This is a genomic window from Qipengyuania sp. ABI-127-1, assembly GCA_022953095.1.
GTDB lineage: Bacteria > Pseudomonadota > Alphaproteobacteria > Sphingomonadales > Sphingomonadaceae > Qipengyuania.
This window is the reverse complement of the sequence record JALJCR010000001.1, coordinates 1290760-1317312: the sequence shown is the minus strand read 5'-3', so window position 1 is coordinate 1317312 and position 26553 is coordinate 1290760. Positions and strand designations below refer to the sequence as shown.

At 62.0% G+C, this 26553-nt stretch carries 21 protein-coding genes and 1 riboswitch; of the genes, 13 read left to right on the top strand and 8 right to left on the bottom strand.

What is annotated here, in order from left to right:
• Window positions 1-322: 322 nt before the first annotated feature.
• A complete protein-coding gene (locus MUY37_RS06490; protein WP_499194541.1) occupies window positions 323-1027 on the top strand; it encodes an autoinducer binding domain-containing protein in 705 nt (234 codons plus the stop codon).
• Window positions 1028-1488: 461 nt separating this feature from the next.
• Here MUY37_RS06490 and MUY37_RS06485 read toward each other — a convergent pair whose 3' ends face one another.
• Complete coding sequence (locus MUY37_RS06485; protein WP_499194540.1) at window positions 1489-1692, bottom strand: hypothetical protein; 204 nt, start codon at window positions 1690-1692, stop codon at window positions 1489-1491.
• A gap of 315 nt (window positions 1693-2007) precedes the next feature.
• Between MUY37_RS06485 and MUY37_RS06480 the strand changes: the two genes are divergently transcribed.
• Window positions 2008-2214, top strand: a complete 207-nt coding sequence (locus MUY37_RS06480; RefSeq protein ID WP_499194539.1) for a hypothetical protein — start codon at window positions 2008-2010, stop codon at window positions 2212-2214.
• 169 nt (window positions 2215-2383) lie between these two features.
• Here the strand turns inward: MUY37_RS06480 and MUY37_RS06475 are convergent, their stop codons facing one another.
• The 3 genes from MUY37_RS06475 to uvrA form a co-directional block, all read right to left on the bottom strand.
• On the bottom strand, window positions 2384-3970 hold the full coding sequence (locus tag MUY37_RS06475; RefSeq protein WP_499194538.1) for a DUF262 domain-containing protein: 1587 nt from the start codon (window positions 3968-3970) through the stop codon (window positions 2384-2386).
• Complete coding sequence (locus MUY37_RS06470) at window positions 3967-4830, bottom strand: hypothetical protein (protein ID WP_499194537.1); 864 nt, start codon at window positions 4828-4830, stop codon at window positions 3967-3969. Before MUY37_RS06470 ends, MUY37_RS06475 begins: the two co-directional genes overlap by 4 nt.
• A gap of 93 nt (window positions 4831-4923) precedes the next feature.
• A complete protein-coding gene (gene uvrA / locus MUY37_RS06465; protein ID WP_499194536.1) occupies window positions 4924-7884 on the bottom strand; it encodes an excinuclease ABC subunit UvrA in 2961 nt (986 codons plus the stop codon).
• A 417-nt stretch (window positions 7885-8301) separates the two neighbouring features.
• Here uvrA and MUY37_RS06460 point away from each other — a divergent pair, with 417 nt between their 5' ends.
• From MUY37_RS06460 to MUY37_RS06430, 7 genes are all read left to right on the top strand, one after another.
• On the top strand, window positions 8302-9432 hold the full coding sequence (locus MUY37_RS06460) for a hypothetical protein (protein ID WP_499194535.1): 1131 nt from the start codon (window positions 8302-8304) through the stop codon (window positions 9430-9432).
• 205 nt (window positions 9433-9637) lie between these two features.
• Window positions 9638-11692, top strand: coding sequence for a M13 family metallopeptidase (locus tag MUY37_RS06455; protein WP_499194534.1), 2055 nt, complete (start codon window positions 9638-9640; stop codon window positions 11690-11692).
• Window positions 11693-12018: 326 nt separating this feature from the next.
• Window positions 12019-12939, top strand: a complete 921-nt coding sequence (locus MUY37_RS06450; RefSeq protein WP_499194533.1) for a lysozyme — start codon at window positions 12019-12021, stop codon at window positions 12937-12939.
• Between the two features lie 80 nt (window positions 12940-13019).
• Entirely contained in the window at window positions 13020-14174 is a 1155-nt protein-coding gene (locus MUY37_RS06445) for a GGDEF domain-containing protein (RefSeq protein ID WP_499194532.1), read from the top strand.
• Window positions 14175-14212: 38 nt separating this feature from the next.
• A complete protein-coding gene (gene thpR, locus MUY37_RS06440; protein WP_499194531.1) occupies window positions 14213-14758 on the top strand; it encodes an RNA 2',3'-cyclic phosphodiesterase in 546 nt (181 codons plus the stop codon).
• Entirely contained in the window at window positions 14755-15384 is a 630-nt protein-coding gene (locus MUY37_RS06435) for a hypothetical protein (RefSeq protein WP_499194530.1), read from the top strand. Before thpR ends, MUY37_RS06435 begins: the two co-directional genes overlap by 4 nt.
• Window positions 15385-15596: 212 nt before the next feature.
• On the top strand, window positions 15597-17756 hold the full coding sequence (locus tag MUY37_RS06430; protein WP_499195122.1) for a M3 family metallopeptidase: 2160 nt from the start codon (window positions 15597-15599) through the stop codon (window positions 17754-17756).
• Here MUY37_RS06430 and MUY37_RS06425 read toward each other — a convergent pair whose 3' ends face one another.
• Genes MUY37_RS06425 through MUY37_RS06410 form a run of 4 tightly spaced genes read right to left on the bottom strand, consistent with a single transcriptional unit; the run spans window position 17757 to window position 22121 of the window.
• Window positions 17757-18485, bottom strand: coding sequence for an ABC transporter ATP-binding protein (locus tag MUY37_RS06425; RefSeq protein ID WP_499194529.1), 729 nt, complete (start codon window positions 18483-18485; stop codon window positions 17757-17759). It abuts the gene before it with no gap.
• A complete protein-coding gene (locus tag MUY37_RS06420; protein ID WP_499194528.1) occupies window positions 18482-19435 on the bottom strand; it encodes a FecCD family ABC transporter permease in 954 nt (317 codons plus the stop codon). Before MUY37_RS06420 ends, MUY37_RS06425 begins: the two co-directional genes overlap by 4 nt.
• Window positions 19432-20247, bottom strand: coding sequence for an ABC transporter substrate-binding protein (locus MUY37_RS06415; protein ID WP_499194527.1), 816 nt, complete (start codon window positions 20245-20247; stop codon window positions 19432-19434). The genes MUY37_RS06420 and MUY37_RS06415 overlap by 4 nt, the downstream gene beginning before the upstream one ends.
• On the bottom strand, window positions 20244-22121 hold the full coding sequence (locus tag MUY37_RS06410; RefSeq protein WP_499194526.1) for a TonB-dependent receptor plug domain-containing protein: 1878 nt from the start codon (window positions 22119-22121) through the stop codon (window positions 20244-20246). The genes MUY37_RS06415 and MUY37_RS06410 overlap by 4 nt, the downstream gene beginning before the upstream one ends.
• A 91-nt stretch (window positions 22122-22212) precedes the next feature.
• A riboswitch (cobalamin riboswitch) is annotated at window positions 22213-22438 on the bottom strand.
• Window positions 22439-22592: 154 nt separating this feature from the next.
• On the opposite strand from MUY37_RS06410, the gene MUY37_RS06405 reads away from it, so the two are divergent.
• From MUY37_RS06405 to sucD, 4 genes are all read left to right on the top strand, one after another.
• Window positions 22593-23714 carry a cell wall hydrolase gene (locus MUY37_RS06405; protein ID WP_499194525.1) on the top strand — a complete coding sequence of 374 codons (1122 nt, stop codon included), beginning with the start codon at window positions 22593-22595 and terminating at the stop codon, window positions 23712-23714.
• Between the two features lie 120 nt (window positions 23715-23834).
• Window positions 23835-24176 carry a hypothetical protein gene (locus MUY37_RS06400; RefSeq protein WP_499194524.1) on the top strand — a complete coding sequence of 114 codons (342 nt, stop codon included), beginning with the start codon at window positions 23835-23837 and terminating at the stop codon, window positions 24174-24176.
• Window positions 24177-24532: 356 nt separating this feature from the next.
• A complete protein-coding gene (gene mdh / locus MUY37_RS06395; RefSeq protein ID WP_499194523.1) occupies window positions 24533-25495 on the top strand; it encodes a malate dehydrogenase in 963 nt (320 codons plus the stop codon).
• Window positions 25496-25590: 95 nt separating this feature from the next.
• Window positions 25591-26481, top strand: a complete 891-nt coding sequence (sucD, locus tag MUY37_RS06390) for a succinate--CoA ligase subunit alpha (protein WP_499194522.1) — start codon at window positions 25591-25593, stop codon at window positions 26479-26481.
• Window positions 26482-26553: the final 72 nt, after the last annotated feature.

Genomic DNA, 26553 nt, shown 5'->3' with positions numbered 1-26553 from the left:
CGATTCGGCCCCCACTACCTGTCAAGTTCCCCGACGCTCAGGATCGTGTGTTTTCCCCAGCCGTCGCCCAAACTCGTATGGTTACTAGGGTGATAACCGTAGTCACCCGTTCGGAGGTCACCCTGCCGGATGTCATCCGAACGAACTACGCAAAACGTCAAGGTATTACGTGCCGACGGCTGGGTGCGGTGCCATCCTACCGGCTAATATCCGCTTGCAATCTTCAGCGAATCATCAAAGGATATACGTAGTCCGAATGGATGACATTCAATCGGACTGCCGCACAAAGAGTGCCAAACATAGCAGGGAAGTGAGCGCGACCATGGATGAGAGTTGGGCCGTGCGGCAGATTGCCGGGGCAGAGACCAAGGATGATGTGTTCACCATCGCCAGGGCCTTCTATCGCTCTCACGGCTTCCACGCTTTGAGCTATCTCAAACCCTCGCGCGACCATCCCGGGCAGGCCGATGTCATATCCTTCGGCTTCCCCGACGAATGGATTGCTAAATATAATGACGGCCTCAACCTGCTCGACCCCTTCCCCTCGCTGATCGCCCGCGCCGGGCAGCCGATGCGGCTCAGCCACATGGCGGCCGGCAAGTCGCTGACCCCCGATCAGCGGCATTTCGTCGAGCAGGCGCGCGAACACGGGGTGACCGATGGCTATGCCTTCCCCACTTTCGGCCCGCATCAGCACCTGGCCGCCTTCGGCATCAACCAGGTCGACCATCAGGACCGGGTCGAACATGCCGATATCCCCATCCTCCAGACGATCGCCCAGGCCGCGCATCTGCGGATCGACCAGCTCGAGACGGGCCTGGTCGAACGGCCGCGGCTCGCTCCGCGCGAAGTGGTGATCCTGCACTGGATCGCGCAGGGCAAGAGCAATGAGGAAATCGCCCTGATTCTGGGCAGCAAGCGCCCGACCATCGCCACGCATATCAAGCGGATATTTTTCAAGCTCAACGTGTCCGATCGCGCCTCGGCGGCGGTCAAGGGCATGAAATACGGCATTATCGACGTTTGAGAACCGGAGCCTCCCGGATCGGGTCCAGGGTGACGATCGGCATTATCGATCCCAGAGCCTGCCGCAGGGATTGCGGAACCCGGCCTGCACGGTCACCGGCGGCGGCGGACGCGGCGCACCAGCAGCTCACCCAGCAACGACGCCAGCGCGAAGGTGCCGAGCACGGCGAGAACAACGATTAGCCATTCGGGCATGACGGGACTCCGATGCACGAGGCGGGAGCAATGCCGAAGCTTCTCTCGGTCGCCGGAAAGCCTGAAAAGAGGCCGACGATGGCATAGGTCTAGCAGGTACACGGACAGCGCGCGTTATCAATTGATGTAGGGCCGATGATGTAGGGCCGAGCGGCGGCGGCGAGCGCGCGGGCGAGACACCCGCACGCCCCGCCCCACAAGCACAGGCACCGGACGCCCGACCGAACGCCCGCAATCCCATCCCGATCCCCTGCGCAGGCGGGGGTCTCAGCCGGACCAGCGCCGCGCGCGGTAGCAGGTCTGGTGCGAAACCCGCGCCCGCCGCGCCGCGGTGCGGACATTGCCGGTAACCGCCAGCGCCTCGAGAAACGCCACCTGCCGCTCGGCCACGAACTGGGTCTGCGGAGCGGGAGGGGTCTCGACGAGGCTGTCGGCGTGGAGGACGAGGGGGTGGTTGGAGAGATCGGTCATACCGCGCCTCCCCAGGTGGAGACAGGCACAAGTCTCCGAGCCGAAGGCGAGGCAAGGCCGACCGGCCGCCCGAGCTTATGCGAGGAAGCCAAGCGACGCGGATGCGTCGCGCCCGGCGCCTGAGGGCGAAAACAAAAACCCAATTCCATGGTTCACCTGCTGGTTGCGTTCAGGGGAACCGGGCCATGTATACAGCGGGCGGCGTGTAGGACAGAGCGCAGATGCGCGCGGCATGCGGGTGCCGAAAATCGCGATGGCGCGTTTCACCATGCGCGGCAGGGAATTGTCCCCTCGCCTGCGCAGGATCGCACGCTTATGTTCACCCAACTCAATCCGCCGCTGCCCGTGACCGTCATCGACCGTGGAAAGGGGCTGGCGCTGGCGGTGATCGACTACGGCCCGGAGCACAACCTCATCTGGGTCACCGCGCTCGACGAAAGCGGCGAGATCTGGTGCGCCCCCAACCCCAAGGTGCGGATGCAGGAGAACTGGTCGATGGGCCGGGCGAAGGCGGCGGTTTAGGGTCTCGCGGTCCCGACCGAAACCCGCACCGCCCGGCACGCGAGCCGGTCATTCCCGGATGTCGCACGGTGCGAGAGGAAATCACCCTGCGTAAATGGTTCACCTCATGTTTTCGAGCGAACCGAGTTAGGTATGGGCCTCTATCAAGAGAGGAAAGCGTAAAACGGTTCTACTTGCTGACCATTTGTCGCGCTGTCTCCAGCATTGCATCAGCCCGCAAAAACAAGAATGCTTCCGCATCATTCGCTCCCAAAGCCTCAATCATGTCATCAAAAATGAAATGCGAGGTGAGGATTTCTCTGCCAGCTTCGTGCTCCGCCATCCCCAATATTGTACTTCTTAGATTTAGCTGTTCACGAGTGGAAAATGGGAAAGTGCTTAATATGACGTTGGCAGGGACTTTCGAAGACACGCTTGATCCAGTGAACTTTTCAATTTCCTCGACCTCAAAAACTGGCACAAAGCGATTTGAATCGTACGCAGATGTAATATCGAATGGATCAATCCGCTCGCCCGTAATGATATCTAGCGGCTCAGATTGGGCCATCATGACACAGATTGCCGAAGTCAGCGACTTCCCCTTGAGCATTCTCCGTCGAACAAAAGTGTTTTCGTCAATAGTCAACGATCTAATCGATCGCCCCCCCTCATAAAGTTGCTGAATCAGGCTCTTCACCAAATTGGCAACATGATGGTCAGGACGACCTTGGAGAGCCTCTTCAAAGCTCAACCTCAGGAACCACGAGGAGAGAAATTCGCGCCTTTGGATATCAAACCCACCGAACTCACTGAACGCCTTAAGTAAGGCCAAAAATTGACCCTCGTAAGGTACGAATTCCTCAGAGTAGATGCCCAACTCCTGCCGGAGAAATTCGAATACGTGTCGAAAATCTGAGACGATTGCGGGAATAGTGTCACGGAGCTCGCCAGCATTTTGACTTCGCAATTTCAGTAGCGAGTCGGGGACAGGATCGAGATCAAACTTCTGACCCATGGCCTTAACGATTGTATCGTCATCAATTTCAAAGCCTTCGGACTCCAACGATGACTTCACGTCATCGATAGCTTCGTTGAGGTCAAATTCGCGAGACCACGTAACCGCGCGCATAAAATCTACTCGGCTCAACCTAGTCCCTGTTGAGTTCACTCGCTCGAAAATTGTCACCACTTCTTCAACCTCCCGCTGGGGAAGCGTGACGATCGGGATCATGTATTCTTGAAATCGGGATTGTAGAGCGGTGAGATTGTCTAACTCAGCCTCATAAGCTCCACCCTCTATCAATTTGCGCTGGATTTCGAGCATTCGCTTGGGCTTGAACAGGCTCGACATGGGGACTGTTTCATACGTGAGATCACGTGCGTCATCCCCCCGGATAAAGCGATCGAAAGTCAAATCGTAATGAATGTCGAAGGATTTATGGTGCACTTCAGGCTCATAATGGAAAGCGCCGTAAAGAGTCGAAAGTCTTTGCAGCCCGTCCAAAATATAGTTCACGGGCATCTCCGCCGCTAGTGGCGGAAATGGTATGTCTTCAGATGTGCTTATTTTGAGAATTTCTTCGTCTGCAGACCAAAGAAGGAGGCTTCCGATAGGGTAGCCTTCATTCACGCTTTCCATCAAACTAAGCATCTCCCCAGCGCCCCACACGAAGGCTCGCTGAAAAGCTGGCACTACAATATCGCCCGCATCTATTCGCCGAAATAACGTCGTCAGGTGCTCGACTGATGGTTGAGGGGGAAAGCTTCTACGCTTCACTTAGAATCTCCGATTTCGCCGCTCTCTGGCGAGCCTTCATCTAACGGTTGATTGCCAACCTCCGCTTCTTCTTCCTTGTCGCCTTCGACAGAGATGTCACCTGTCGCCGCCTCTTCCCGCAATTCTACGAGCATTGAGTCTACAAGGTGGAGTGTGTGGCCTAAATACTCTCCTTTGAACTCGGGAGATTGAAATTGCCAACGCCTCTCAACTGGCCTGCCTGTATCGGCAATTCGCGACCTCTCGTAGAACTGGTGGGTCAATCCCTTAAGAACCGACTGGAGGAGTGTGATTATTTGGATTTCACACTTCAGATCAACGGTTTGCACCGCTCCATTTACAATTACATCATGCGGAGTTGTCACATATATGTGCCAAGCATAGTGCCCCTGATCAGTGGCTCTAGGGCTCACCTCGACCCCAACAGAATGGACCTCGCCAATTGCCTGAAGGTGCTGCCCTATTAGTTCACCACCGTCGAGGTATCGGGTGACAATCGTTCCGCGAATGATGTCGTCGAAAGATGTATAGACGTCGGAAAACGCTATCCACCCACCCTTCGGCTTGCTGGGCCAATGCCTATTCCAGTGACAATTCCGCCGGTAAATCTTGTTGACGACGGACGAAAAGCCCTTCTTGACCAACCCAAATGATGAAGCTTCATTAGCTGCGAGAATGCCTTCGCTTTCGAGCTCGGTGAGCTTGCGCTGAAGGTCCTTGAAGAAGGCGTGCAAACTAACACTACTCAACAAATTGACCGAGTTGATCGCGAACGATTTCTCAAATGAGTTATCTCGTAGATTCTCGGCGAATTTATCCTGATGCCAATCAAGATACTCGTCGAGCGTTAGGTTGGGCATGCCACTTCCGAGAAAACCAAGATTCCTTTACCTTTCAGCACAATGCAAAAATCAAAGGAAGTGGGTTACAGCTCTTATACGCAGCCAAGAAAATTACTCCGCCGCCTCTCGCTGCCGCTCCAGCATCGGCTTGAGATACTGCCCCGTATAGCTTCCGGCTACCGCAGCAACCTCCTCAGGCGTACCCTCGGCCACAACCTCACCGCCGCGCACGCCGCCGCCGGGGCCGAGGTCGAGGATGTGGTCGGCGGTCTTGATAACATCCAGATTGTGCTCGATCACCACTACCGAATTACCCTGCTCCACCAGCCGGTGCAGCACCTCGAGGAGTTTCCTCACATCCTCGAAATGGAGGCCCGTGGTGGGCTCGTCGAGGATGTAGAGCGTCTGGCCGGTGCTGCGCTTCGAAAGTTCCTTGGCCAGCTTCACGCGCTGCGCCTCGCCGCCTGACAGCGTGGTCGCCTGCTGGCCGACCTTGACGTAGCCCAGCCCCACCTCGTTCAGCATGTGCATCTTGTCGCGGATCGGGGGGACGGCCTTGAAGAAGGTTTCCGCATCCTCGATCGTCATGTCGAGCACGTCGGCGATGGAGTGGCCCTTGAACTTCACCTCCAGCGTTTCGCGGTTGTAGCGCTTGCCGCCGCATTCCTCGCAGGTGACGTAGACGTCGGGCAGGAAGTGCATCTCGATCTTGATCAGCCCGTCGCCCTGGCACGCCTCGCAGCGGCCGCCCTTGACGTTGAAGCTGAAGCGCCCGGGTTTGTAGCCGCGCGCCTGCGCTTCGGGGAGGCCGGCGAACCAGTCGCGGATCTGGGTGAAGGCGCCGGTGTAGGTCGCCGGGTTGGAGCGCGGGGTGCGGCCGATGGGCGACTGGTCGATCTCGATCACCTTGTCGCAATATTCGAGGCCGGTGACCTTGTCGTGCGCGCCCGCGATCACGCGTGCGCCGTTGAGCTGGCGCGCGGCGGAGGCGTAGAGCGTGTCGATGGTGAAGGACGACTTGCCCGAGCCCGAAACGCCGGTGATGCAGGTGAAGGTGCCGAGCGGGATGGAGGCGGTGACGTCCTGCAAGTTGTTCGCCCGCGCGCCGTGGACGGTGAGCTCGTGCCCGTTGCCCTTGCGGCGGGTGGCGGGGACCGCGATTTCGCGGCGGCCGGTGAGGTAGTCCGCGGTGAGGCTCTTCCTGGACTTGAGCACCTGTTTCAGCGTGCCCTGCGCCACCACTTCGCCGCCATGCACGCCCGCGCCGGGGCCGAGGTCGACAACATGGTCGGCGGTGCGGATGGCGTCCTCGTCATGCTCGACCACGATCACCGTATTGCCGAGATCGCGCAGGCGCTTGAGGGTTTCCAGGAGCCGGTCGTTGTCGCGCTGGTGGAGGCCGATGCTGGGCTCGTCGAGGACGTAGAGCACGCCCGACAGCCCGCTGCCGATCTGGCTGGCGAGGCGGATGCGCTGGCTCTCCCCGCCCGACAGCGTGCCGGAGGTGCGGTCGAGGTTGAGGTAGTCGAGCCCGACATTGTCGAGGAAGCCCAGCCGCTCGTTGATCTCTTTCAGGATGGCGGTCGCGATCTGCGCCTGCGTGGCGTTGAGCTGGTCAGGCAGCGCGAGGAAATACTTCTTCGCATCCGCCACGCTCATTTTCGTGGGCTCGGCGATGTCGGTGCCCGCGATCTTCACCGCGAGGGCCTTCTCGTTGAGGCGCTTGCCGTCACAGGTCTCGCACGGCTGCGCGGTCTGGAACTTCGACAGCTCCTCGCGCATCCAGGCGCTCTCGGTCTGCAGCATGCGGCGGTTCAAATTGCCGATCACACCCTCGAACGGTTTCTTGACCGTGTAGCTCTTGCGCCCGTCCTTGAAGGTCAGCGGGATGGCGCGGCCCTTGGTGCCGTAGAGGATGATGTCGCGGATTTCGCGGTCGAAATCCTCCCACGGGGTCTCGAGGCTGAACTCGTATTCCTTTGCGAGGGAGGCCAGCACCTGCATGTAATAGGGGCTCGGCGGATTGCTCTTCGCCCAGGGCACCACGGCGCCCTTCTTCAGGCTCAGCGCCTCGTTCGGCACGACCAATTGCGGATCGAATAACTGCTTTTCGCCAATGCCGTCACAGGTCGGGCAGGCCCCCTGCGGCGCGTTGAAGGAGAACAGGCGCGGCTCGACCTCCTCGATGGTGAAGCCGGAGACCGGGCAGGAGAACTTCTCGGAGAACACGATGCGGTTGGCGGGGATGCCCGCGCCTTTCATCTTTCCCCCATCCGTCACCCCAGCGAAAGCTGGGGTCTCTTGCTGCTGGGAGATCCCAGCTTTCGCTGGGATGACGTCGGCAACCGTCCCATCCGCCAGATCGACATAAGCCAGCCCCTCGGCCAGCTTCAGCGCAGTTTCGAAACTGTCGGCGAGGCGGGTTTCGAGCCCCTCCTTCACCGCGAGGCGGTCGACCACCACCTCGATGTCGTGCTTGAACTTCTTGTCGAGCGCGGGCGCCTCTTCGATCGGATACATCTCGCCGTCGATCCGCACGCGGGTGAACCCCGCCTTCTGCCATTCGGCCAGTTCCTTGCGGTATTCGCCCTTGCGCCCGCGCACCACCGGCGCGAGGAGGTAGAGCCGCGTGCCTTCGGGCAGCGCCATCACGCGGTCGACCATGTTGGAGACGGTCTGCGCCTCGATCGGCAGGCCGGTGGCGGGTGAATAGGGCACGCCCACACGCGCCCAGAGCAGGCGCATATAGTCGTAGATCTCGGTCACCGTCGCCACGGTCGAACGCGGGTTACGGCTGGTAGTCTTCTGCTCGATGCTGATGGCCGGAGACAGCCCGTCGATATGCTCGACATCGGGCTTCTGCATCATTTCCAGGAATTGCCGCGCATAGGCGCTCAGGCTTTCGACATAGCGCCGCTGCCCTTCGGCATAGATCGTATCGAAGGCGAGGCTCGACTTGCCCGAGCCCGACAGGCCGGTGATCACGATCAGCGCATCGCGCGGCAAGTCGATATCGACGCCCTTGAGGTTGTGCTCCCGCGCGCCGCGGACGGAAATTTTGGTGAGTGCCATGGGTGGCGTATGTTCCTGTTGTGTTCAACCAAGTCAAGGGCGGTTCGTTTGGGGAGCGCATCGCGACCATCGGGGTTCCAGCCATGCGAATGGCAGGACGCCGGATATAGGAAGCGCCGACGCAGTTCCAATCGCTGCGCGAACCAGCGTGGCGCGGCAAAGCGCGAGCGGGCTATCTGCTGCCGATTGTCGAATAATCGCACCCATGGCATAGAAGCGATGCAGCTTCGGCAAGAATGGAAGCACCGGGTGGCCAATAAATACAGCTCGTTCGACAGCACTGCGCCCGGTTCGCCGGCGTGTCGCTTCCATGAGCTTGGCGATTGACGGGTCGAATACAGGTTTGCCGCCTGTTTCGGATCAACCGGTTCGACCCTACGCTTCGAGCGAGCCGTCAACACATCTGAAGGGGGGAAGATGATGGAACGAATCGAACCGCAAGAGGGAGAGGCCGCCCAGGCCCAAAGCGGCACGGGCGGGGGAAATGGCAAGAAACGCGATTGGCGCACGAGCGACATTCATTTGGGTGAGCGATGGGACATCGCCCGCTTTCACCCCAATGCCACGAAGGACAATCCCGCGGCCGATGGCGAAGACCCGTTCCTGTGGGACATCTATTTCGGTGCCAAATATCTGGAACGGGAAGAGCCCGCCCCCGTGGACGAGCAGGAACTGGCCTTCAAAAGCAAGATCGAACAGACGCTGGGCGTGCTCAAGGCGATTTACCGCCCCGCCCCGGCGACCGAGAGCGGGGAGAGCAGATGGGCTCGCCTCGGCAAAAGGTTACGCCGCATGATCATCGGCGCGCAGGCCGATCACCAGACCGATGCCTGGGAGAAAGAGTGCGAGGTCAGATTCAAGGAGGCCTTCGACCGGCTATTCAGCCTGACCACGCTCGCTTTCACTGTGAAAAACGTCGATCTGCGGGCCGCCGACGGCGCACTCGAAACGCTGCGCAATGAAACCTTGATGCGCGAAGGGACCCGGATCAAGAACCACTACATGTTCAAGCTCGGCGCGCCTGCATTCGGCGCCGCGTTCATCTTTCTTCTGCTGTACCTGCTTTACGACAAATCCCCGGGCTTCTTCGCCACGGTGTGCGGCGGCTATGGTGATCGGCTCGACTGGATGTGCGCAAAACCCAGCGAAACGCGCAAATATGTCGCCCTGTTTCCTTCCGAAGCCTATCGGTTTCGCGCCATGTTCCTGTTGCTGGCGGGCTGCATGATCGGAACCTGGCTGTCATTCGCCGCGCGCAAGGTGACGCTGGCCTTCACCGATCTGGCCGAGCTGGAGGGAGATCGGCTGGCACCGCGAATGCGCCTGCTCTTCACCGGTTCGCTGGCGGTAGTCTTCTCGCTGTTCTTTATCACCGGGGTGGTCGAATTCCGCTTCAGTTCGATGAGCACGGGCCAGCTCATGCAGAGCGGCACGATCGCCCTGCTGATCGGGTTGATCTTCGGCCTGCTGGAACAGAGCTTGCCTGCCGCGGTCATGGATCGGGCGCGCGGGGTGTTCGAAACGGGCAAGACGAAAACCGCGCCTTAGAACCACGCCCCAGAAACGAAAACCACTCCCCGTTCTCCCCCGCCCCGGATCGGAGGAGCCGCACCGACAAGCACGGTCGACGAGCTATCGAGACCGCGCACAAGCCGTCGCTTGCCGATGGTTCTGTGTGGTTCACCGAGTTCATATGCCGCCGCCGTCGCGGGCGTGTTAGCGCAGGCCATCATTACAATTCAGGGGACTTTTCATGCCACGCATTCATACGCTCGCCAGCACGGCGGCAGTCTCGGCGCTTGCGCTGGGCCTTGCGCTTTCCACACCGGCCTTCGCTGAAGAAACCACCGATGATGAAAACACCATTGTCGTCACCGGCTCGGCCAAGATCGGCGAATACGGCCTTGATCTGACCGCCCGCGATCTCACCGCCGATCCGGGCGACGATTTCGAACGCTACGCATCGGGGGCCTGGATCGACCGTACCGAGATCCCTGCGGATCGCCCCTCGGTCGGCTCGTTCTACAATCTGCGCGAGGACGTGACCGAGCAGGTCAACGGTCTTATCACCGAAGCGCCGGCGGGCACGCAATATGGCGCGCTCTATGCCAGTTTCATGAACGAGGAAGCGATCGAGAAGGTCGGCATCGCCCCTCTCACGCGCGAACTGGCGCAGGTCGATGCGCTGTCCGACAAGAGCGCATTCGCCCGCTACATGGGCGCGACCTACGCCAAATTCGGCGGCACGCTGTTCGGCGCGGCGCCCTATGCCGATCCCGACGATCCCACGACCAACGCGCTATGGATGTTCTCGGGCGGCCTCGGCCTTCCGGAAAAGGACTACTACTTCAATTCGAAGTTCGATGAAGAACGCATCGCCTATTACGAATATCTGGTGCGCACCTTCCGCAATATCGGCGAGGAGGACCCCCGCGGCGCGGCAAGCCGCGTGATGACGTTCGAAACCTATGTCGCCCAGCTCAACTGGGATGTCGAGCAGACCCGCCAGATCGAGAAGATCAACAACCCTATGTCGAGCGCCGAACTGGTCGCCTATGCGCCGGGTGTCGATTGGGCCGCGTTCTTCGACGGGCACAACATTCCGCCGCAGGACCGCATCATCGTGACCGACAATACGGCGATAAAGGCGATCGCGGAACTCTTCGCCAGCACCGATCTGGAAACGCTCAAACTGTGGCAGAAGGCCCGTGTTACGCATCAGGCCTCGCCCTATCTCAACGCAAGGATGGTAGAGAGCCGGTTTCGCTACACCAGCGCCCTGAACGGCACCAGCGAGCAGCGCGCGCGCTGGAAACGCGCGGTCGACACGATCGATGGCTCGCTGGGCGAACTTGTGGGCGAAGCCTATGTCGAGGAATACTTCCCCAAGATCGCGAAAACGCGGATGGACGAGCTGGTGAAGAACCTGAAGCTGGCCATGGGCGACCGCATCCGTGAAAACGACTGGATGACTCCGGAAACCAAGCAGGCCGCGCTCGAAAAGCTGGCGCGGATGGATGTGATGGTCGGTTATCCCGAGGAATTCCGCGATTATTCGCAATTGCCCATGTCGCCCGACGACCTGTTCGGCAATATGGTCCGCGCGACCCGGTTCAACGCGGATTATCAGATGAGCGATCTCGGCAAGCCGGTCGACCGCAGCAAATGGGCAATGAACCCGCAGACCGTGAATGCCTATAATGGCGGGCTGGAAAACAAGATGGTCTTCCCGGCCGGTATCCTTCAGCCGCCTTTCTTCGATGCCTGGGCCGATCCCGCGGTCAATTACGGGGCCATCGGAGTAGTGATCGGCCACGAAATCAGCCACGGCTTCGACGATCAGGGCCGCAAGATCGACGCCGATGGCGCGATCAGGGACTGGTGGACCGCCCAGGACGCGGAACGGTTCAACGCCGAGGCCAAGAAATTCGGCGAGCAATATGCCGCCTTCGAAGTCGTGCCCGGCAGCTTCATCAATCCGGACCTGACCATGGGCGAGAATATCGCCGATCTGGCCGGCGTGCTGGTGGCTTACGATGCCTATAAAAAATCGCTGAATGGCGAAGTCGCGCCGGTGATCGACGGGCTGACCGGCGACCAGCGTTTCTTCCTCGCCTATGCGCAGGTGTGGCGGGCGAAGGCGCGCGAGGATTCGCTGCGCAATCAGGTCGCGACCGACCCGCACAGCCCGCCGCGCTATCGCACGATCGCGCCGCTGCGCAATGTCGATGCGTGGTACGAGGCGTTCAACATCACGCCCGAGGACGAAATGTATATTGCGCCCGAGGATCGCGTGCGCATCTGGTGACCGATCGGGCGGCGCGTGGCCCCTTGTCCGCGCGCCGCCACGAGGCTTGCCGCCCGCGGCTTTGCTGAGCCATGACCGCAAGCGGGCCAGCCGGAGACCCTGCCCGGACCGCCTTCGCAGGGTCGATCGCGCGGTCCGATTCTGTGTTGCACCCCATCGATTGACCGCCCGGACGTTGCTGCGCAGCGACGAATCGGGGACCAATGACGCTTGGCGAACCGTTTCATAGACAAGTCAGACATCACGCGAGAGCGCATGAAATCGCATGCGCCCGGTCGCAGCGTCGGTGTCCCAACACGTTGATACTATGAAAGGTGCCTCTCCACATGGACAAGGACACCGCGCACTACTCTAACGAGACCGCCGGGAAACCGCCGTCTCCGGCACAACGCGCGCAGAACGACGCCAAGCTCAGGGCGATCCTCGACGATCTCAACCGTCCGCTCGACGAAGTCGATTGGGCGCACACCACTTTGCGCGGCAAGAAGGGTGAAAAGCCCGAGAGCTTTCTGAAACGCCGCCGCCGCGAGCGCCAGCATCGCCGCGATTTGCGCCAGGCGCGCCGGGCGGCCGCGCGGGCCTTCGATGTAAGACCCAGAATGTCCACCCGCAAGCGGGCCACGCTGATGCTGGGTGCGGGCGCGCTGGGGCTGACCGCATTCACTGGCCCGCCCAAGGCGCGAAAAGCCGTGGCCCCGTCCAACGCCATCGAGATGGTTCACGATGCTCGGAGCGCGCGCCAGCCCGCCCCGCTCATCAAAGCGAGCGATACGTTCAAGCAGGCCCTGATCGAAGAAGAGGGCGTGCGATTTACCGTCTATCGCGATGTCGCGGGCTATCCGACCGTCGGCGTTGGCCATCTGGTCGAACCCGAGGACGGATTGAGAGTCGGCGACCGGATTAGCGAGCAACAGGTTCTGGCATTTCTCGAGGCCGACCTTGCCGAAGCCGAACAGGGGGTGCGCCAACTGGTCGGCGACCTGCCGCTCTACCAGCACGAGTTCGATGCCCTGCTCGATCTCGTTTACAATGTCGGTATCGGCAACGTGTCGCCGGAAAAGAGCCCCCGCCTCAATGCCGCCATCGATGCGGGCGATTACGAGCGTATCGCGGCCGAACTCGATTATACCCATGCGGGCGGCAAATTTGCCAAGGGACTGCAGTATCGCAGCGAACGCCGTGCCCAGATATTCATGGACGCATCCTACGACGACCCGCGCGAAACCGCCGGAGCGAATTCCGCCTGAGATCACAACCTCGGCTTACTTTGCCTTTACAATCGGCATGGTAGTGTTCCTTTCGCAAGAGTAACAGGCGTGGGACGATAGTGGCGGTAGAGAACGAGGAGTATGACGAGGATTGGCGCATGGAGCGCCTGCATCTTCTCGTTCACTCAGCGGCCGAGACCGAGCGCCGCACCCTACCCGCCAATATCGCCGGAACGCTGCTGGTCATCGGTGCCGCCCAAGCGCTGCCCAACGCCGCCGATTTCTATATTCCCATGCTGCTCCGATTCCTCGCCCTGTTCGCGACGGCGCTGCTCTACGGAAAAATCCGCCGACGGTTGGATGCAAGGGCAAGCACGCTGGTCCCGATGCGGATGGCCTCGGTCGTGGCGGCTTTCGGCGGAGCGAGTTGGGCGAGCATAGTCCTTCCCATATTTCTCGATCCCTACCTGCATCCGGCATCCTATATCGTGACGGCGGGGGTGTTCATCAGCGTTGCGCTGATCATCACCAACACTTCGGCGATCAAGCATATCGCGATTCCCTACACTATCGGCTTCATGGCGACCTTCCTCGGTGCCCTCGCCTTCATCCCACTGGGAACCGCGATCTGGCTGGCGGGGGGCCTGTTATTCCTCATGAGCGGGATCGTCATCTTCAGCATCGGAAGCGGACGCCAGCGGCTGGAAACGGCGAATACATGGGTTCACAACCGCCGGCTGACCGAGGATCTGGAGGAAGCGCTGGCACGGGCGGAGTTTCTCGCCATACGCGATCCGCTGACGGGGCTCTATAACCGGCGGGCCTTGTTCGAGGACCGGATATACGAGAATGCGCCGGGCGACCGCTATCACGTGCTGATCGTCGATCTGGATCACTTCAAACAGGTCAATGACCGGTTCGGTCACGACATGGGCGACCGCGTTCTGGTCGGCGTGGCGACCGCCATTCGCGATGTTCTCCGCAGCCTTCCTGGCGAAGGGCATTTCGCCGCGCGGCTGGGCGGCGAGGAATTCGCCGTGTTCCTCGCCATCGCCGACGATATGGAAGCCGATCGCGCTGCCGAATGTCTGCGCACAGCGACTCATCGACTTGCCGCCAGCTTCGGGCTCCCGCCCGGCGTCGGCACGGCATCGATCGGGATTTCTTCGATGCAGCGCGAAGAACATGTCAGCGAGGCCTTGCAGCGCGCCGACAATGCGCTCTACGAGGCCAAGGAAAGCGGCCGCAACCGCGTCAGACGACAGGTCGCCTGAACTCTATCCATACGCCGATCGAGCGGCGCTGCCCATCTATGTCCCATCGCCTTTTCATCGGCATCCGTCCCCCTTCGGCAATCCGCGACGCGTTGATCGATCTGATGGAAGGCATCGACGACGTACGCTGGCAAGACGAGAACCAACTGCATCTGACGCTTCGCTTCATCGGGGAGGTGGACACTCACCGCGCCGACGATCTGGCCGAACGGCTGCGCATGGCCATCGGGGCGGACTTCGCGCTAACAATTCGCGGGGTCGGCGTTTTCGAAAAGAAAGGCCGCGTGCACACGCTGTGGGCCGGCATCGAAAAAGCGCCCGAACTGCAGCGCCTGCAACGCCGCATCGAACGCCTCTGCATCGCCGCGGGTCTGGAACCCGAACACCGCAAATATCACCCTCACATCACCCTCGCGCGATGCAATCTGGCAACCGGTCCTCTCGGCCCGTTTCTCGCCAGGAATGCCGGGTTGCGCCTTGGCCCATGGAAAGCCGAAGCCTATATTCTGTACGAAGCCTTCCTGCGGCCCGAAGGTTCTGTTTACGAACCGGTCGTCCGCTATGCACTCGAACCAGGCCCATGAAGATCGTACCCCTGCCCCTGCTGATACTGTCCTGCGCGGCGCTTGCCGGATGCGCACCGGAACGCGCGCCGGAAAAGGAGGCCAATGCCCAGATCCTGGCCGAGGCGGTAGCCAAGCCGGAGGATTGCCTGCTGCTGGTATGGTCGAACCAGGAAGAGCGCCGGGTCGACTTCGATCGCGAAAACGATTTTGTCGAAGGCGGCGCGATTTCCTGCGCCACGGGTACCAGCGCCAGCCAATTCGACGCCGCCATCGCCGCGCTGCGCGAAGCGGCGAAGAGCGGTAACAAGGCACGTATTCTCGAGGAAATCGGCCTTCCGCTGCTCTATATCGATGCACAAGGCAATCGCCGCGAAATGGAGGATCGCCAAGAGGTCGAAGCGGTATTCGACGAGATATTCGATCCCGCAATGCTCGACTTGCTGCAACGGCTCGATCTTTCCAGGATGAGCGTTGCCAAGGACCAGGGCGCTTTTTTCGATCTCGGTGCCCTATGGCTGGTGGTCGATCGGGATGGCGGCCGTCCGCGTCTGATGACCGTCAACCGCCAGGCGCTGGACGAAGCGATCGCGGCGGCGCGCGACCAGGCCGAGCGGAACCAGGGCCACCCCGTTCCGTTCGACTAACGTAGAAGGAGCGCCGACCGGCGACTTGTGCGGCCTTGCGCGCGCGAGGTGAGCGGTCCAATCGCGCATCCATTGTCGCATTACTGTACCGCGCGTCCGCGTGGCGTATCATTTCAGAGGGGAAAATCATGAAGGCCCAGATCCTGGCCACCGTCGCATCCGCTGCACTTCTCGCGGGCTGCTCCGCCGCCTACGGAGAGGACATCGAAACCATGGCCGAAGCCAATACCGACACAGCCGCGATCCCGGCTGGAACCGGCTATTTCGCCGCCGACAGTACGCTGCCTTTCAAAACACCCGATTTTTCGCAGATTTCGGAAGAGGATTATGTTCCCGCCTTCGAACAGGGCATGGCTATCCAGAAGGCGGAAATCGCTGCGATCATCGACAATCCCGCCCCGCCGACTTTCGAAAACACCATTGTCGCGCTGGAAAAATCGGGTCGCATGCTTGGCCGGGTGACGCGCGTGTTCTTCGCACTGACCGGATCGAACACGACCGACCGGCTTGACGACATCAACACCGAAATCAGCCCCAAGTTGACCGCCCACGGGGATTCGATCACGCTCAATCCCGAACTCTTCGCGCGCGTGAAGGCGGTTTACGACAACCGCGCCGCGATGACGATGACGCGCGAAGACGCCAAGCTGCTCGAAGATACCTATGACGGCATGGTCCATGCCGGCGCGCTGCTCAGCGATGCCGAGCGCGAACAGGTCAAGGCGATCAATTCCGAACTCTCGACGCTGACCACCGAATTCAGCCAGCTCGCCCGCGCGGCGATGAACGACAATCCGGTGCTTTTCGACAGCCGCGAAGATCTGGCCGGCTTGTCGGACAGCGATATCCAGGCTGCCGCCGACCTCGCTGCGGAAAACGGCCAGCCGGGCAAGTTCGCCATCGCGCTGCAGAACACCACGCAGCAGCCGCTGCTGCCGAGCATGGAAAACCGTGCGGCGCGCGAAAAGCTGTTCATGGCCAGCTATCACCGTGCCGATGGCCGGATGGATGTCGACACGCGTATGCTGATCGCCAAGATCGCCACGCTGCGCGCGCAAAAGGCCGCGCTGTTCGGCGAGGCCGACTGGGCCAGCTATGCCATGTGGGACCGCATGGCGGAAAAGCCTGCCACCGCGCTCGGCTTCATGGAACAGATGGTCCCCGCCCTCGCCGCCACGCAGCGGCGCGAGGCCGCGATGCTCAACGAAGCCATCGCAGCCGATGGCGGCGACTACGAAGTCAAGCCGTGGGACTGGTATCGCTATGCCAACCGCATCAAAGCCGAGAAGTACGATCTCGATGAAGATGCGGTGATGGAATATTTCGTGCTCGACAAGGTGCTCGAGGACGGCGTGTTCCACATGGCCGAAAAGCTCTACGGCCTGACCTTCCAGCGCCGCACCGACCTGCCGGTCTATCACCCGGACGTGTGGACCTACACCGTGTTCGACCGCGATGGTTCGGAACTCGGCCTGTTCTACTTCGACCCGTTCCAGCGCTCGTCGAAGCGCGGCGGAGCGTGGATGAGCAATTTCGTCGACCAGAGCCATCTGTGGGGCACCAAGCCGGTGATCTACAATGTGCTCAACATCCCCAAGGCGCCGGAAGGCGAGGTGCAGCTCGTCAGCTTCGACTGGGTCAACACCACCTTCCACGAGTTCGGCCATGCGCTGCACGGTTTCTTCGCCAACCAGAAGTATGAGAGCCTTTCGGGCACGGCGACCGCGCGCGACTTCGTCGAATATCCCAGTCAGGTCCACGAAATGTGGGCGACCTGGCCGAGCGTGCTGTCGAACTATGCCAAGCATTACCAGACCGGCGAGACCATCCCCGACGAGATGATCGCCAAGATCGAAGCGGCGGCGAAGTTCAACCAAGGCTACGATTTCGGTGAAGTCGTGGAAGCCGCGCTGCTCGACATGAAGTGGAGCGCGCTGTCGCCCGAAGAAGCCGCCGCGATCGACACGCCGGAAAAGGTCGACGCCTTCGAACGCAAGTCGCTCGAAGAGCTCGGCCTCGAGATCGACCTGGTGCCGCCGCGCTATCGTAGCACCTATTTCAACCACATCTTCAGTTCGCCCTCGGGCTATTCGGCAGGCTATTACAGCTATCTTTGGACCGAAATGCTCGACCGCGACAGCCGCCAGTGGTTCATCGACAATGGCGGCCTGACGCGCGCCAATGGCGATCACTATCGCGCCACCGTGCTCAGCCAGGGCGGCACGATGGATTACTTCAAGATGTTCGAGAACTTCGCCGGTCGCAAACCCAACGTAACCCCGATGCTGGCCGCGCGCGGCCTGATCGCGGGCGAAGAAGCCGCCGACAGCGAAGTGTCTGATGGTGCGCTACCGGCGGAGAATGCGCAGTAATCACCCAGTGACCAAAGCCCGGTGGCCCGGTTCGCCGATCCACCGGACAGGCACTTTCCAGACGCGCTCGATCGTATCGCGGTCGAGCGCGTCTTCGCATGCGCCGTCGGCGGCGATATGCCCCTGATCCAGCACGATCGCGCGGTCGGCATGGTTCATGGCATGCGCGAGATCGTGCAGCACCAGGACCACCCCCGCACCGCCTGACCCGGCCCTGCGCAGATGGCGTAGCAGGGCGATCTGGTGACCGATGTCGAGCGCGGCGAGCGGTTCATCGGCAAGGATCCAGCGCGGTTGGCCTGCCAAGACGCGGGCCAGCAGGACACGTGCGGTTTCGCCCCCCGAAAGCGATTGCGCACGGCGGTGTGCCAGACGTTCGATGTCGAGCGCCCGCAGCGCGCAATCGATGGGATCGGCCAGCCGGTCGCCATGCGGCATACGTCCCAGCTCGACGATACTGCGCACCGGAACATCCCAGGCGATTTCATGCGACTGCGGCAGATATCCGACACATTTTGCCCGTTCGCGGGGCGGCATGTCGCGCAAGCTCTGCCCGCCAAGGCTAACGTCACCGGCATCGGGTTGGAGCAATCCGGCCAGCGTTTCGAGCAGGCTCGATTTGCCCGCGCCGTTGGGGCCGCAAATCGCGGTGATACTCCCCGGTGCCAGATCGAACGAGACGCCCGAAAGGCGGCCTGCAAGTGTCAGATCGCGTACAGCCAGCCTCATGCCAGCCCCTTGCGCATGCGCAGCAACAAAAGCAGGAAGAAGGGCGCGCCCAGCAGGCTCAGCGCGATGCCGAGCCTTAGTTCGGTGACCAGCGGCAGGACCCGCACCACACTGTCGGCGACGAGAACCAGCAAGGCGCCCGCAAGCGCGCTCGGCAGGATCAGTTGCGATGGACGCCGGTCGGTCAGCGGGCGGACGAGGTGCGGCACGATCAGTCCGACGAAGCCAATGATCCCGGCAACCGCCACGCTCGCGCCGACGGTCAGTCCGACGCCGACGATCAGCAGCCACAGTAAGAGCCGCGTATCCACGCCGAGCGACCGCGCCACCGGCTCGCCCAGCGTGAGCGCGTCGAGCGATTTCCCGCTGCGCCACAGGAGCGCTATCCCCAGCATGACCAGCGGTGCGGCGAGCCATACTTCGCGCCAGCTACGGTCGGTCAGCGCGCCGTTGAGCCACATCACGATTTCGCTCATCGCGAAGGCATTGGGGGCCATGCTGATCGCCAGCGCGGTGAGCGCTCCGGCCAGGCTTGCCACCATCAGTCCGGCAAGCGTGAACAAGGCGATGCCGCCGGTCCGCCCTGCGATCGCCGCCAGCAGCGCCATCGCCCCGCTGGCCCCGACCAGCGCGAAGAGCGGCAACAGCCATGGCGATGCGGCATAACCCATCCACAGCGCGGCAACCGCGCCCAATGCCGCGCCCGGCGCAATCCCGAACAGGCCCGGGTCGGCGAGCGGGTTGCGCAGATAGCCCTGCATCGCCGCCCCGGCGGCCCCCAGCCCCGCGCCGACGACGATAGCCAGCATCGCCCGGGGCAGGCGCAATTCGGCAAGAATAATACTGGCGTTGGGAGTGCTCGCCGGATCGAGCCAGACGCGGCCTGCCAGCAGCGAAAGCGGGGTAGCGACGAGCAGCAACCCCGCGAAGACAACCGTCGCGCGGTTCATGACGCCGCTTTCCTGATTTCGGCCAGCCGTCGCGCTGCGCGGATAATGGTCGGCCCACCGCAATAGAGCAGGCCGGTATCGAAACGCTCGCGGCGCATTTCGGGCAAGGCGTCGAGCACCGGATGACGCTGGCCGACTGCGCTTCCCGCGACCAGCAGCACCTGCGGGGGCGCCGCCACCACATCCTCCAGCGCGACGTAATCGGCTTGGGAAAGCCCGCGCGAGGGCGCCACATTGGCAAAGCCCGTCCGCGCGAGCAGATCGCTGACCAAGGCTTGCTCGCCCGCCACGATCCCGCCCGGCTGCCAGAGCAGGACATCGATCCGCTCGTCGTCGCGCGGACTGGCCTCGGCAAGCGCACGTTCGATGCGCGAGACCAACCGGTCTCCCGCATCGGGATGACCAGCCAGTTCGGCCAATGTGCGCACTTGCGCCGCGCTCTCCATGACGTCCCCGGCAATGTCGAGAGTCACCACCTCGATCCCGAAATCCTCCAAAGCGGCGCGGGTGGCAGGCGCTAGGAAGCTGCCCGCAACCACCACGTCGGGGTCAAGCGCCAGAACTTCCTCGACCGTCCCTCCCGTGACCGCGAAACGCTCCGCAGTCGCCGCCTCCATCGACCTGGAGCGCGGGTCCTTGCTATAATGGGAAATGGCGAGCAGTTGATCGGGCGCCGCGACCTCGGCCAGAATGGCATCAGAGCAGGGGTTGAGGCTGACGATGGTAGTGCGCCCGCCCTTGGCGTCCCGCGCCGGCCCTTCGCCCGCGCATGCTGCGACAAGTAGGACCAGCGCGGGCAGCAGGCGCTTCACATCCGCGCCCTTACCCCGACGAACGCTCCGCGGCCCGGCGAAGCATAGTGTGCGACCGTCTGGTAATCGGTATCGAACACGTTCTCCACACGGCCGTAGATCTCGATCGCTTCGGAAACCGGCAGGGCCGCGCGGAGGTCGAACACCTCGTAGCCGTCGAGCCGGGCAAGGTTGCCCGCATCGTCAAAACTCGGCCCCACCAATCGCAGGTCCGCGCCCAAGGTGAGCCCGAATGGCGTTTCGTAATCGGCGAACAGCGTGCCCATATGGCGCGGACGCCGGGCGAGTCGAAGGCCGGTGGTGCGATCTTCCGTATCGATATAGCTATAGACAGCCGAAAGGCGCAGGCCCTTTGCGATGTCGAAACCGGCCTCGGCCTCGATACCCTGGGCTCTTGCGCGGTCCGTGTTGTCATAGGTGCCGAAAGGCCGATCGGCGCAGATACCGCCGGTGATGCCGAAACAGGATACGAACCCGATCAGATCCTCGCTGTCCCGATGAAAGGCGGTGAGCGCCAGGTGCGTGCCTTTCCCCCTGCTGCCCTTTTCCAATCCGATATCGAAACTGGTACTTTCTTCGGGTTGCAGCTTCGTATTGCCGTAATTCGACAGCAACTGAAACAATGTCGGGGCCTTGAACCCTTCACCCAGGCTTGCCCGCAAGCGCCAGTCGCTGCCAAAGCCGTAGGAGACATCGGCCCCGTAGCTTGCATTGCTGCCGAACAGCGAATGATCGTCCACGCGCGATCCGATATGCGCCGCGAACCGGCCCAACACGAAGCCGAGTTGAACATAGGCGCCGAAGATGTCCGCCTCACCATCGGGGCTGAAGCTGGCGGAATAGTCGGTCCATTCCTGTTCCGCACCGAAGGCAACGGTGACCGGCCCGATGGCGCGGTATTCCCCGCGCAGGCTGAGCCTTTCGGAGCGACCATCGGAGGCGAAAGTGGTCGCGCCGGCGGCATCAAGATTGTCGCGCTCGGTATCCGACAGACCGTAGGATCCCCTCAGCGTGAGATCGTTGCCGTAATAGGCGAAACCCACATCGCCCCAGAGGCGGTGCGTTTCCTGCGTGTCGAGCGTGTCGGAAAAAGCGAAGGTCGGCGGCGGGAAACCATCGAGATCGAGATCGCCCTCGCTCCAATTGGCATGGGCGAAGACTTCGAGATTGCTGGCCAGATCGACGAAGACCTGGCCGCCCAGGGCAAGCTGTTCGAAGCCGTCGCGCTCCGTACCCGATGCAGCGGTCGAAAAACCATCGGTGCGATACCACGATCCGGTCAGACCGGCGTAATACCCATCACCGTCGATCCCGCCCGCGGCGCTGGTGAATACCGTATCGCGCGAACCATATTCCGCATTGCCCACAAAGCCGGTCTCGCCCCGCGTGGAGATATCGACAACCCCGCCAATGGCATCCGATCCCCAGATCGTGCTGTTGGACCCGCGCAGAATATCGAATTTGCCCGCCGTGCCGAGCAGGAGATTGCCGAAATCGAATCCGCCGCCGGGCGCGGCCGGATCGGCCACCCGGACGCCATCGACTAGCACCAGGACCTGCTGCGAATTGGCCCCGCGCAGATTGACCCCGGTAAAACCGCCATTTCCGCCATTGCGGCTGAACGAAAGCCCAGGCGTGCGGCGCAAGACGCGGGTGGCATCGCCCCCCTGAACGCTATCGATCTCTTCGCGGTCGACAATCGTCACGGCCTGCCCGGTATTGGCGATGGCGGTGCCCAGGCCGTTGGCGGTTACAGTAATCGTGGGTCGGACGGAATCCGCAAGGACGACGTCGGATTGGTCGACGGCACCGTCTTGCGCCTGAGCGGCCACGGAAATCGAAGAAACAGTCAAAAAAAAGAAAAGTTTACGCACAAAACCTCCCATCATGGACGAAGTGCCGTCCATGACGGGAAAGGGCGGAATTGCGCCTTTCCGCGTTTGCCATCGGTACACCCCGCCCGCGGCCGAACGACGGTCAAGGGCAGGTCTCCTGGCTCCCGGATCGACGCTCTCCCGCCGCCTTCCCGCCCTTCGACTAGCTCAGGACAGTGGCATATGGCGGGATCGCTCCCCGGTCACAGTTGCGGGGGCAGCGAAGGATTTCCCGTTCCACCTTGCGGCGGCCTTGGGTCACCTTCTTCCCTCTTCGGGCCTGCGCAAACAGGCCAACCCGTGACTCGGCGGTTCGATTAGCCTGCGATTTTGCATTGCACAAGATCGGTCTTTGTTAAGCATTGCGGTGCAAAAATCCCGAACAACCCGCATGTATCGCCAGGCCCGAATCCGGGGGCAATGGTCCCAAACCGGGATGGACCGCTCGCGAAGCTGTTGAATCGGCTGTAATTGAGCTATGTTACCGGGCTGATGGAAGGAAAGGTTTTGACCGCACGCGAAAGGGAGGCCGGATCGGCAAGGCGCGCCAGCCGCGCGCCGTCCTCTCGCGCGTCTCGCCTGAACGAAAAGCGTCGCCAACGGCGCCAGTTGCTGGCGCGCGGCGGCATTCTGGCGGCAGCCATCGCCCTGCCCACAGTGGCCGCACAGGGTCAGTGGTCGGACTTCAAGCAGGCTCTGGGATTGGCCGAAGAACGTGTCGCGCTTACCCCGATGCCGTTCGAGACGGCAGGAGAAAGCTTCCCCGGATCGGCTTTCTATTATCTTGAGGATGCGCCCCGCCTCGCCACCGATCTTTCCGATCTGCGGGAGGCGGAGGGGCAGCTCGAAACCGTCGAATTCGCGGACAGTCACGGTGCGGGGGCGGCCGCGCAGGCCTTCCGCCAGGCGGGCAGCGGTCTCGACAAGGCCCGCGCGCTGCAATGCCTGTCCATGGCGGTCTATTACGAAGCGGCGAGCGAGAGTTTCGGGGGCCAGCAGGCAGTGGCACAGGTGGTGCTCAACCGGGTTGCCCATCCGGCCTATCCAGCCAGTATCTGCGGCGTGGTGTTTCAGGGATCGGAGAGGACGACCGGGTGCCAGTTCAGCTTTACCTGCGACGGATCGCTGCAGCGCAAGCCTTCGCGCCGAGCCTGGGCGGTGGCGCAATCGATCGCGCTGGGTGCGCTGGCGGGCGAGGTCTACGAACCTGTCGGGCTCGCGACCCATTATCATACCGATTACGTAAACCCTTATTGGGCGGCCAGCCTCGATTTCATCGGCGCGATCGGCACCCACCGCTTCTATCGCTGGAAAGGCGGCGCGGGAACGGCGGGTGCCTTTACCGACACCTATGCCGGCAGCGAACCGCTGGCCGCACCCAATGTGCGGCGCGCGCAGGCCGAAGTGCCCGGGCCGGTTCGCCCCTCCCCGCCCTCGAACGCCGCAATCGCCCTCGACGCCCGGCCCGCCGCCACACCCGTCGGCGCGGCTACCACGGCGCCGGAGCGAAAGGACACGCTGCCGCAATCGGGGCGCGTGCGCGATGAATACGCCAATTCGGGTAAATGGATCGCCGAACCCGGCAAGAAGTGACATTCTGCGCGAGGGCGTGAACGGCGTTTACATTCGGACAACCATGTCGCGGAACCGATGCTTAGTGTCGGCCAGCTAGGGCACTGCAGTCAGCACAGTCGCTTCACGAGGTCAGAGGCAATGCCCCTACATTTCGCCGCCGCCCGTTCCACCGCACATTCGCCGATTGCCCGCGCGCTGGCAAAAAAGGCTCATGCGCGCGCTGCCAACGACAATGGCGACATCGCCCATATCCTGGCCCGCAAATCGAACTTCGACCATATGATGCGAGCCGCGCTGCGGCATTTCGCCGAACACGGGCTGGGAGCGGCCGAGGCTGCGCGCCAGCAGGCGGAACAGGCGTATTCTACCGGCGACCAGGCCGCCTATGACTGGTGGCTGGGCGTATGCCGCACGCTCGACCGGCGGCTGGCCCGCGATTTGGAAGATACGATCGCGATCGAGACCCTGCTGGCGCGCTGATCCCCGGCGTTGCCTTGCTCGTCTGCATTCCGGGCGGTCAAGGGGCGAGCGCGTCTTCGGCCGTTTCGCACCGGATCGAGCCCTGCCGACCGACGCGGCAGGAACCTTGCCGGACATCAAGCGTCAAGACAGGAAGCGCTAGCGAAATCCTGCACTTATTGCAATTGCGAACTATTTGCAAAGATAGTTCGCTACCTATATTTATTGCTGGTTGCAATCCCGTTCTCACGGGCCTAGGCCGCACTCGCAATCGACCGGGTGCCGTGCCTCCTTTGCGGGACACATGAAGCGCGGCCCCATTTACGGTCCGGGCATCATCATTGTCCCGCACGGCAGGAACAAGGACGCTACCCTCCATGGCACGCAAGAAGATCGCCCTCATCGGCTCCGGTATGATCGGAGGCACCCTCGCCCACCTCGCGGCGAAGAAGGAAATGGGCGACATCGTCCTGTTCGACATCGCCGAAGGCATGCCGCAGGGTAAGGCGCTCGATCTGTCGCAGTGCGGCCCGATCGAAGGGTTCGACGCCAAGATCACCGGCTCGAACGATTATGCCGACATCGCCGGTGCCGACGTGGTGATCGTCACCGCTGGCGTGCCGCGTAAGCCCGGCATGAGCCGCGACGATCTGCTCGGCATCAACCTCAAGGTGATGAAGTCGGTCGGCGAAGGCATCAAGAAGAACTGCCCCGACGCTTTCGTGATCTGCATCACCAACCCGCTCGACGCGATGGTCTGGGCGCTGCGCGAATTCAGCGGCCTGCCGCACAACAAGGTGGTCGGCATGGCCGGCGTGCTCGACAGCGCGCGCTTTGCCACCTTCCTCGCCTGGGAATTCGACGTGTCGGTGAAGGATGTGAACGCCTTCGTCCTCGGCGGCCACGGCGATACCATGGTTCCGGTCCTGTCCTATTCGACGATCAACGGCATTCCGGTGAAGGACATGGCTAAGATCAAGGGTGTGTCCGAAGATCGTCTCGACGAAATCGTTAAGCGCACCCGCGCTGGCGGTGGCGAGATTGTGAAGCTGCTCGGTAACGGCTCGGCCTATTACGCCCCTGCCACCAGCGCGATCGCAATGGCCGAAGCCTATCTCGGCGACCAGAAGCGCATCCTGCCGTGTGCGAGCTACGTCGAAGGCAAGTACGGCCTCGACGGCCTCTATGTCGGCGTCCCCACCGTGCTCGGCGCGGGCGGCACCGAGGATGTGGTCGAGATCGAACTGTCCGATGAAGAAAAGAGCAACCTCAAGGTCTCGACCGACGCGGTCGAGGAACTGCTTGAGGCGTGCAAGGGGCTGGACGAAAGCTTGAAGTAAATCCGTCACCCCAGCGAAAGCTGGGGTCGCGCGCCGCGAGGTGCGACATTGCTGACAGCGATCCCAGCTTTCGCTGGGATGACGAAAGGACAAAGATGAGCATCCTCGTAGACAAGAACACCAAGGTCATCACCCAGGGGATGACCGGCGATACCGGCACCTTCCACACGCAGCAGGCGCTGGCCTACGGCACGCAAATGGTCGCAGGCGTGACCCCCGGCAAGGGCGGTACGACGCATATCGACCTGCCGGTCTACAACACCGTGTCCGAAGCCAAGGCCGAAACCGGCGCCACCGCTTCGTGCATTTACGTTCCGCCGCCGTTCGCGGCAGACTCTATCCTCGAGGCGATCGATGCCGAGATGGAACTGATCGTCGCGATCACCGAAGGCATCCCCGTGCTCGACATGGTGCGCGTGAAGCGCGCGCTGCAGGGTTCGAAATCGCGCCTGATCGGCCCGAACTGCCCCGGCGTGCTGACCCCCGGCGAATGCAAGATCGGCATCATGCCCGGCAGCATCTTCAAGAAGGGCAGTGTCGGCGTGGTGTCACGCTCGGGCACGCTGACCTATGAAGCCGTCCACCAGACCACCATGGTCGGCCTCGGCCAGACCACCGCGGTCGGCATCGGCGGCGATCCGGTAAACGGCACCAATTTCATCGATGTGCTCGACCTGTTCCTCGACGACGAGGAAACCAAGTCGATCATCATGATCGGCGAGATCGGCGGGAGCGCCGAGGAGGAAGCGGCCGAATTTATTAAGCAGGAAGCCGCCAAGGGCCGCAGCAAGCCGATGGTCGGCTTCATCGCGGGCCGCACGGCGCCTCCGGGCCGCCGCATGGGCCATGCCGGTGCGATCGTTTCGGGCGGCCAGGGCGGCGCCGAAGACAAGATCGCCGCGATGGAAGCTGCGGGCATCCGCGTCAGCCCTTCGCCCAGCGAACTCGGCACCACGCTCGACGCGCTACTGAAGGAACTCGCCTGATCCGCTTTGCGGAACGGTTTATTCCTCCCCGGGAGCCTTCCGCACCGCCGATGCATTGGCAATAGTAAGCCG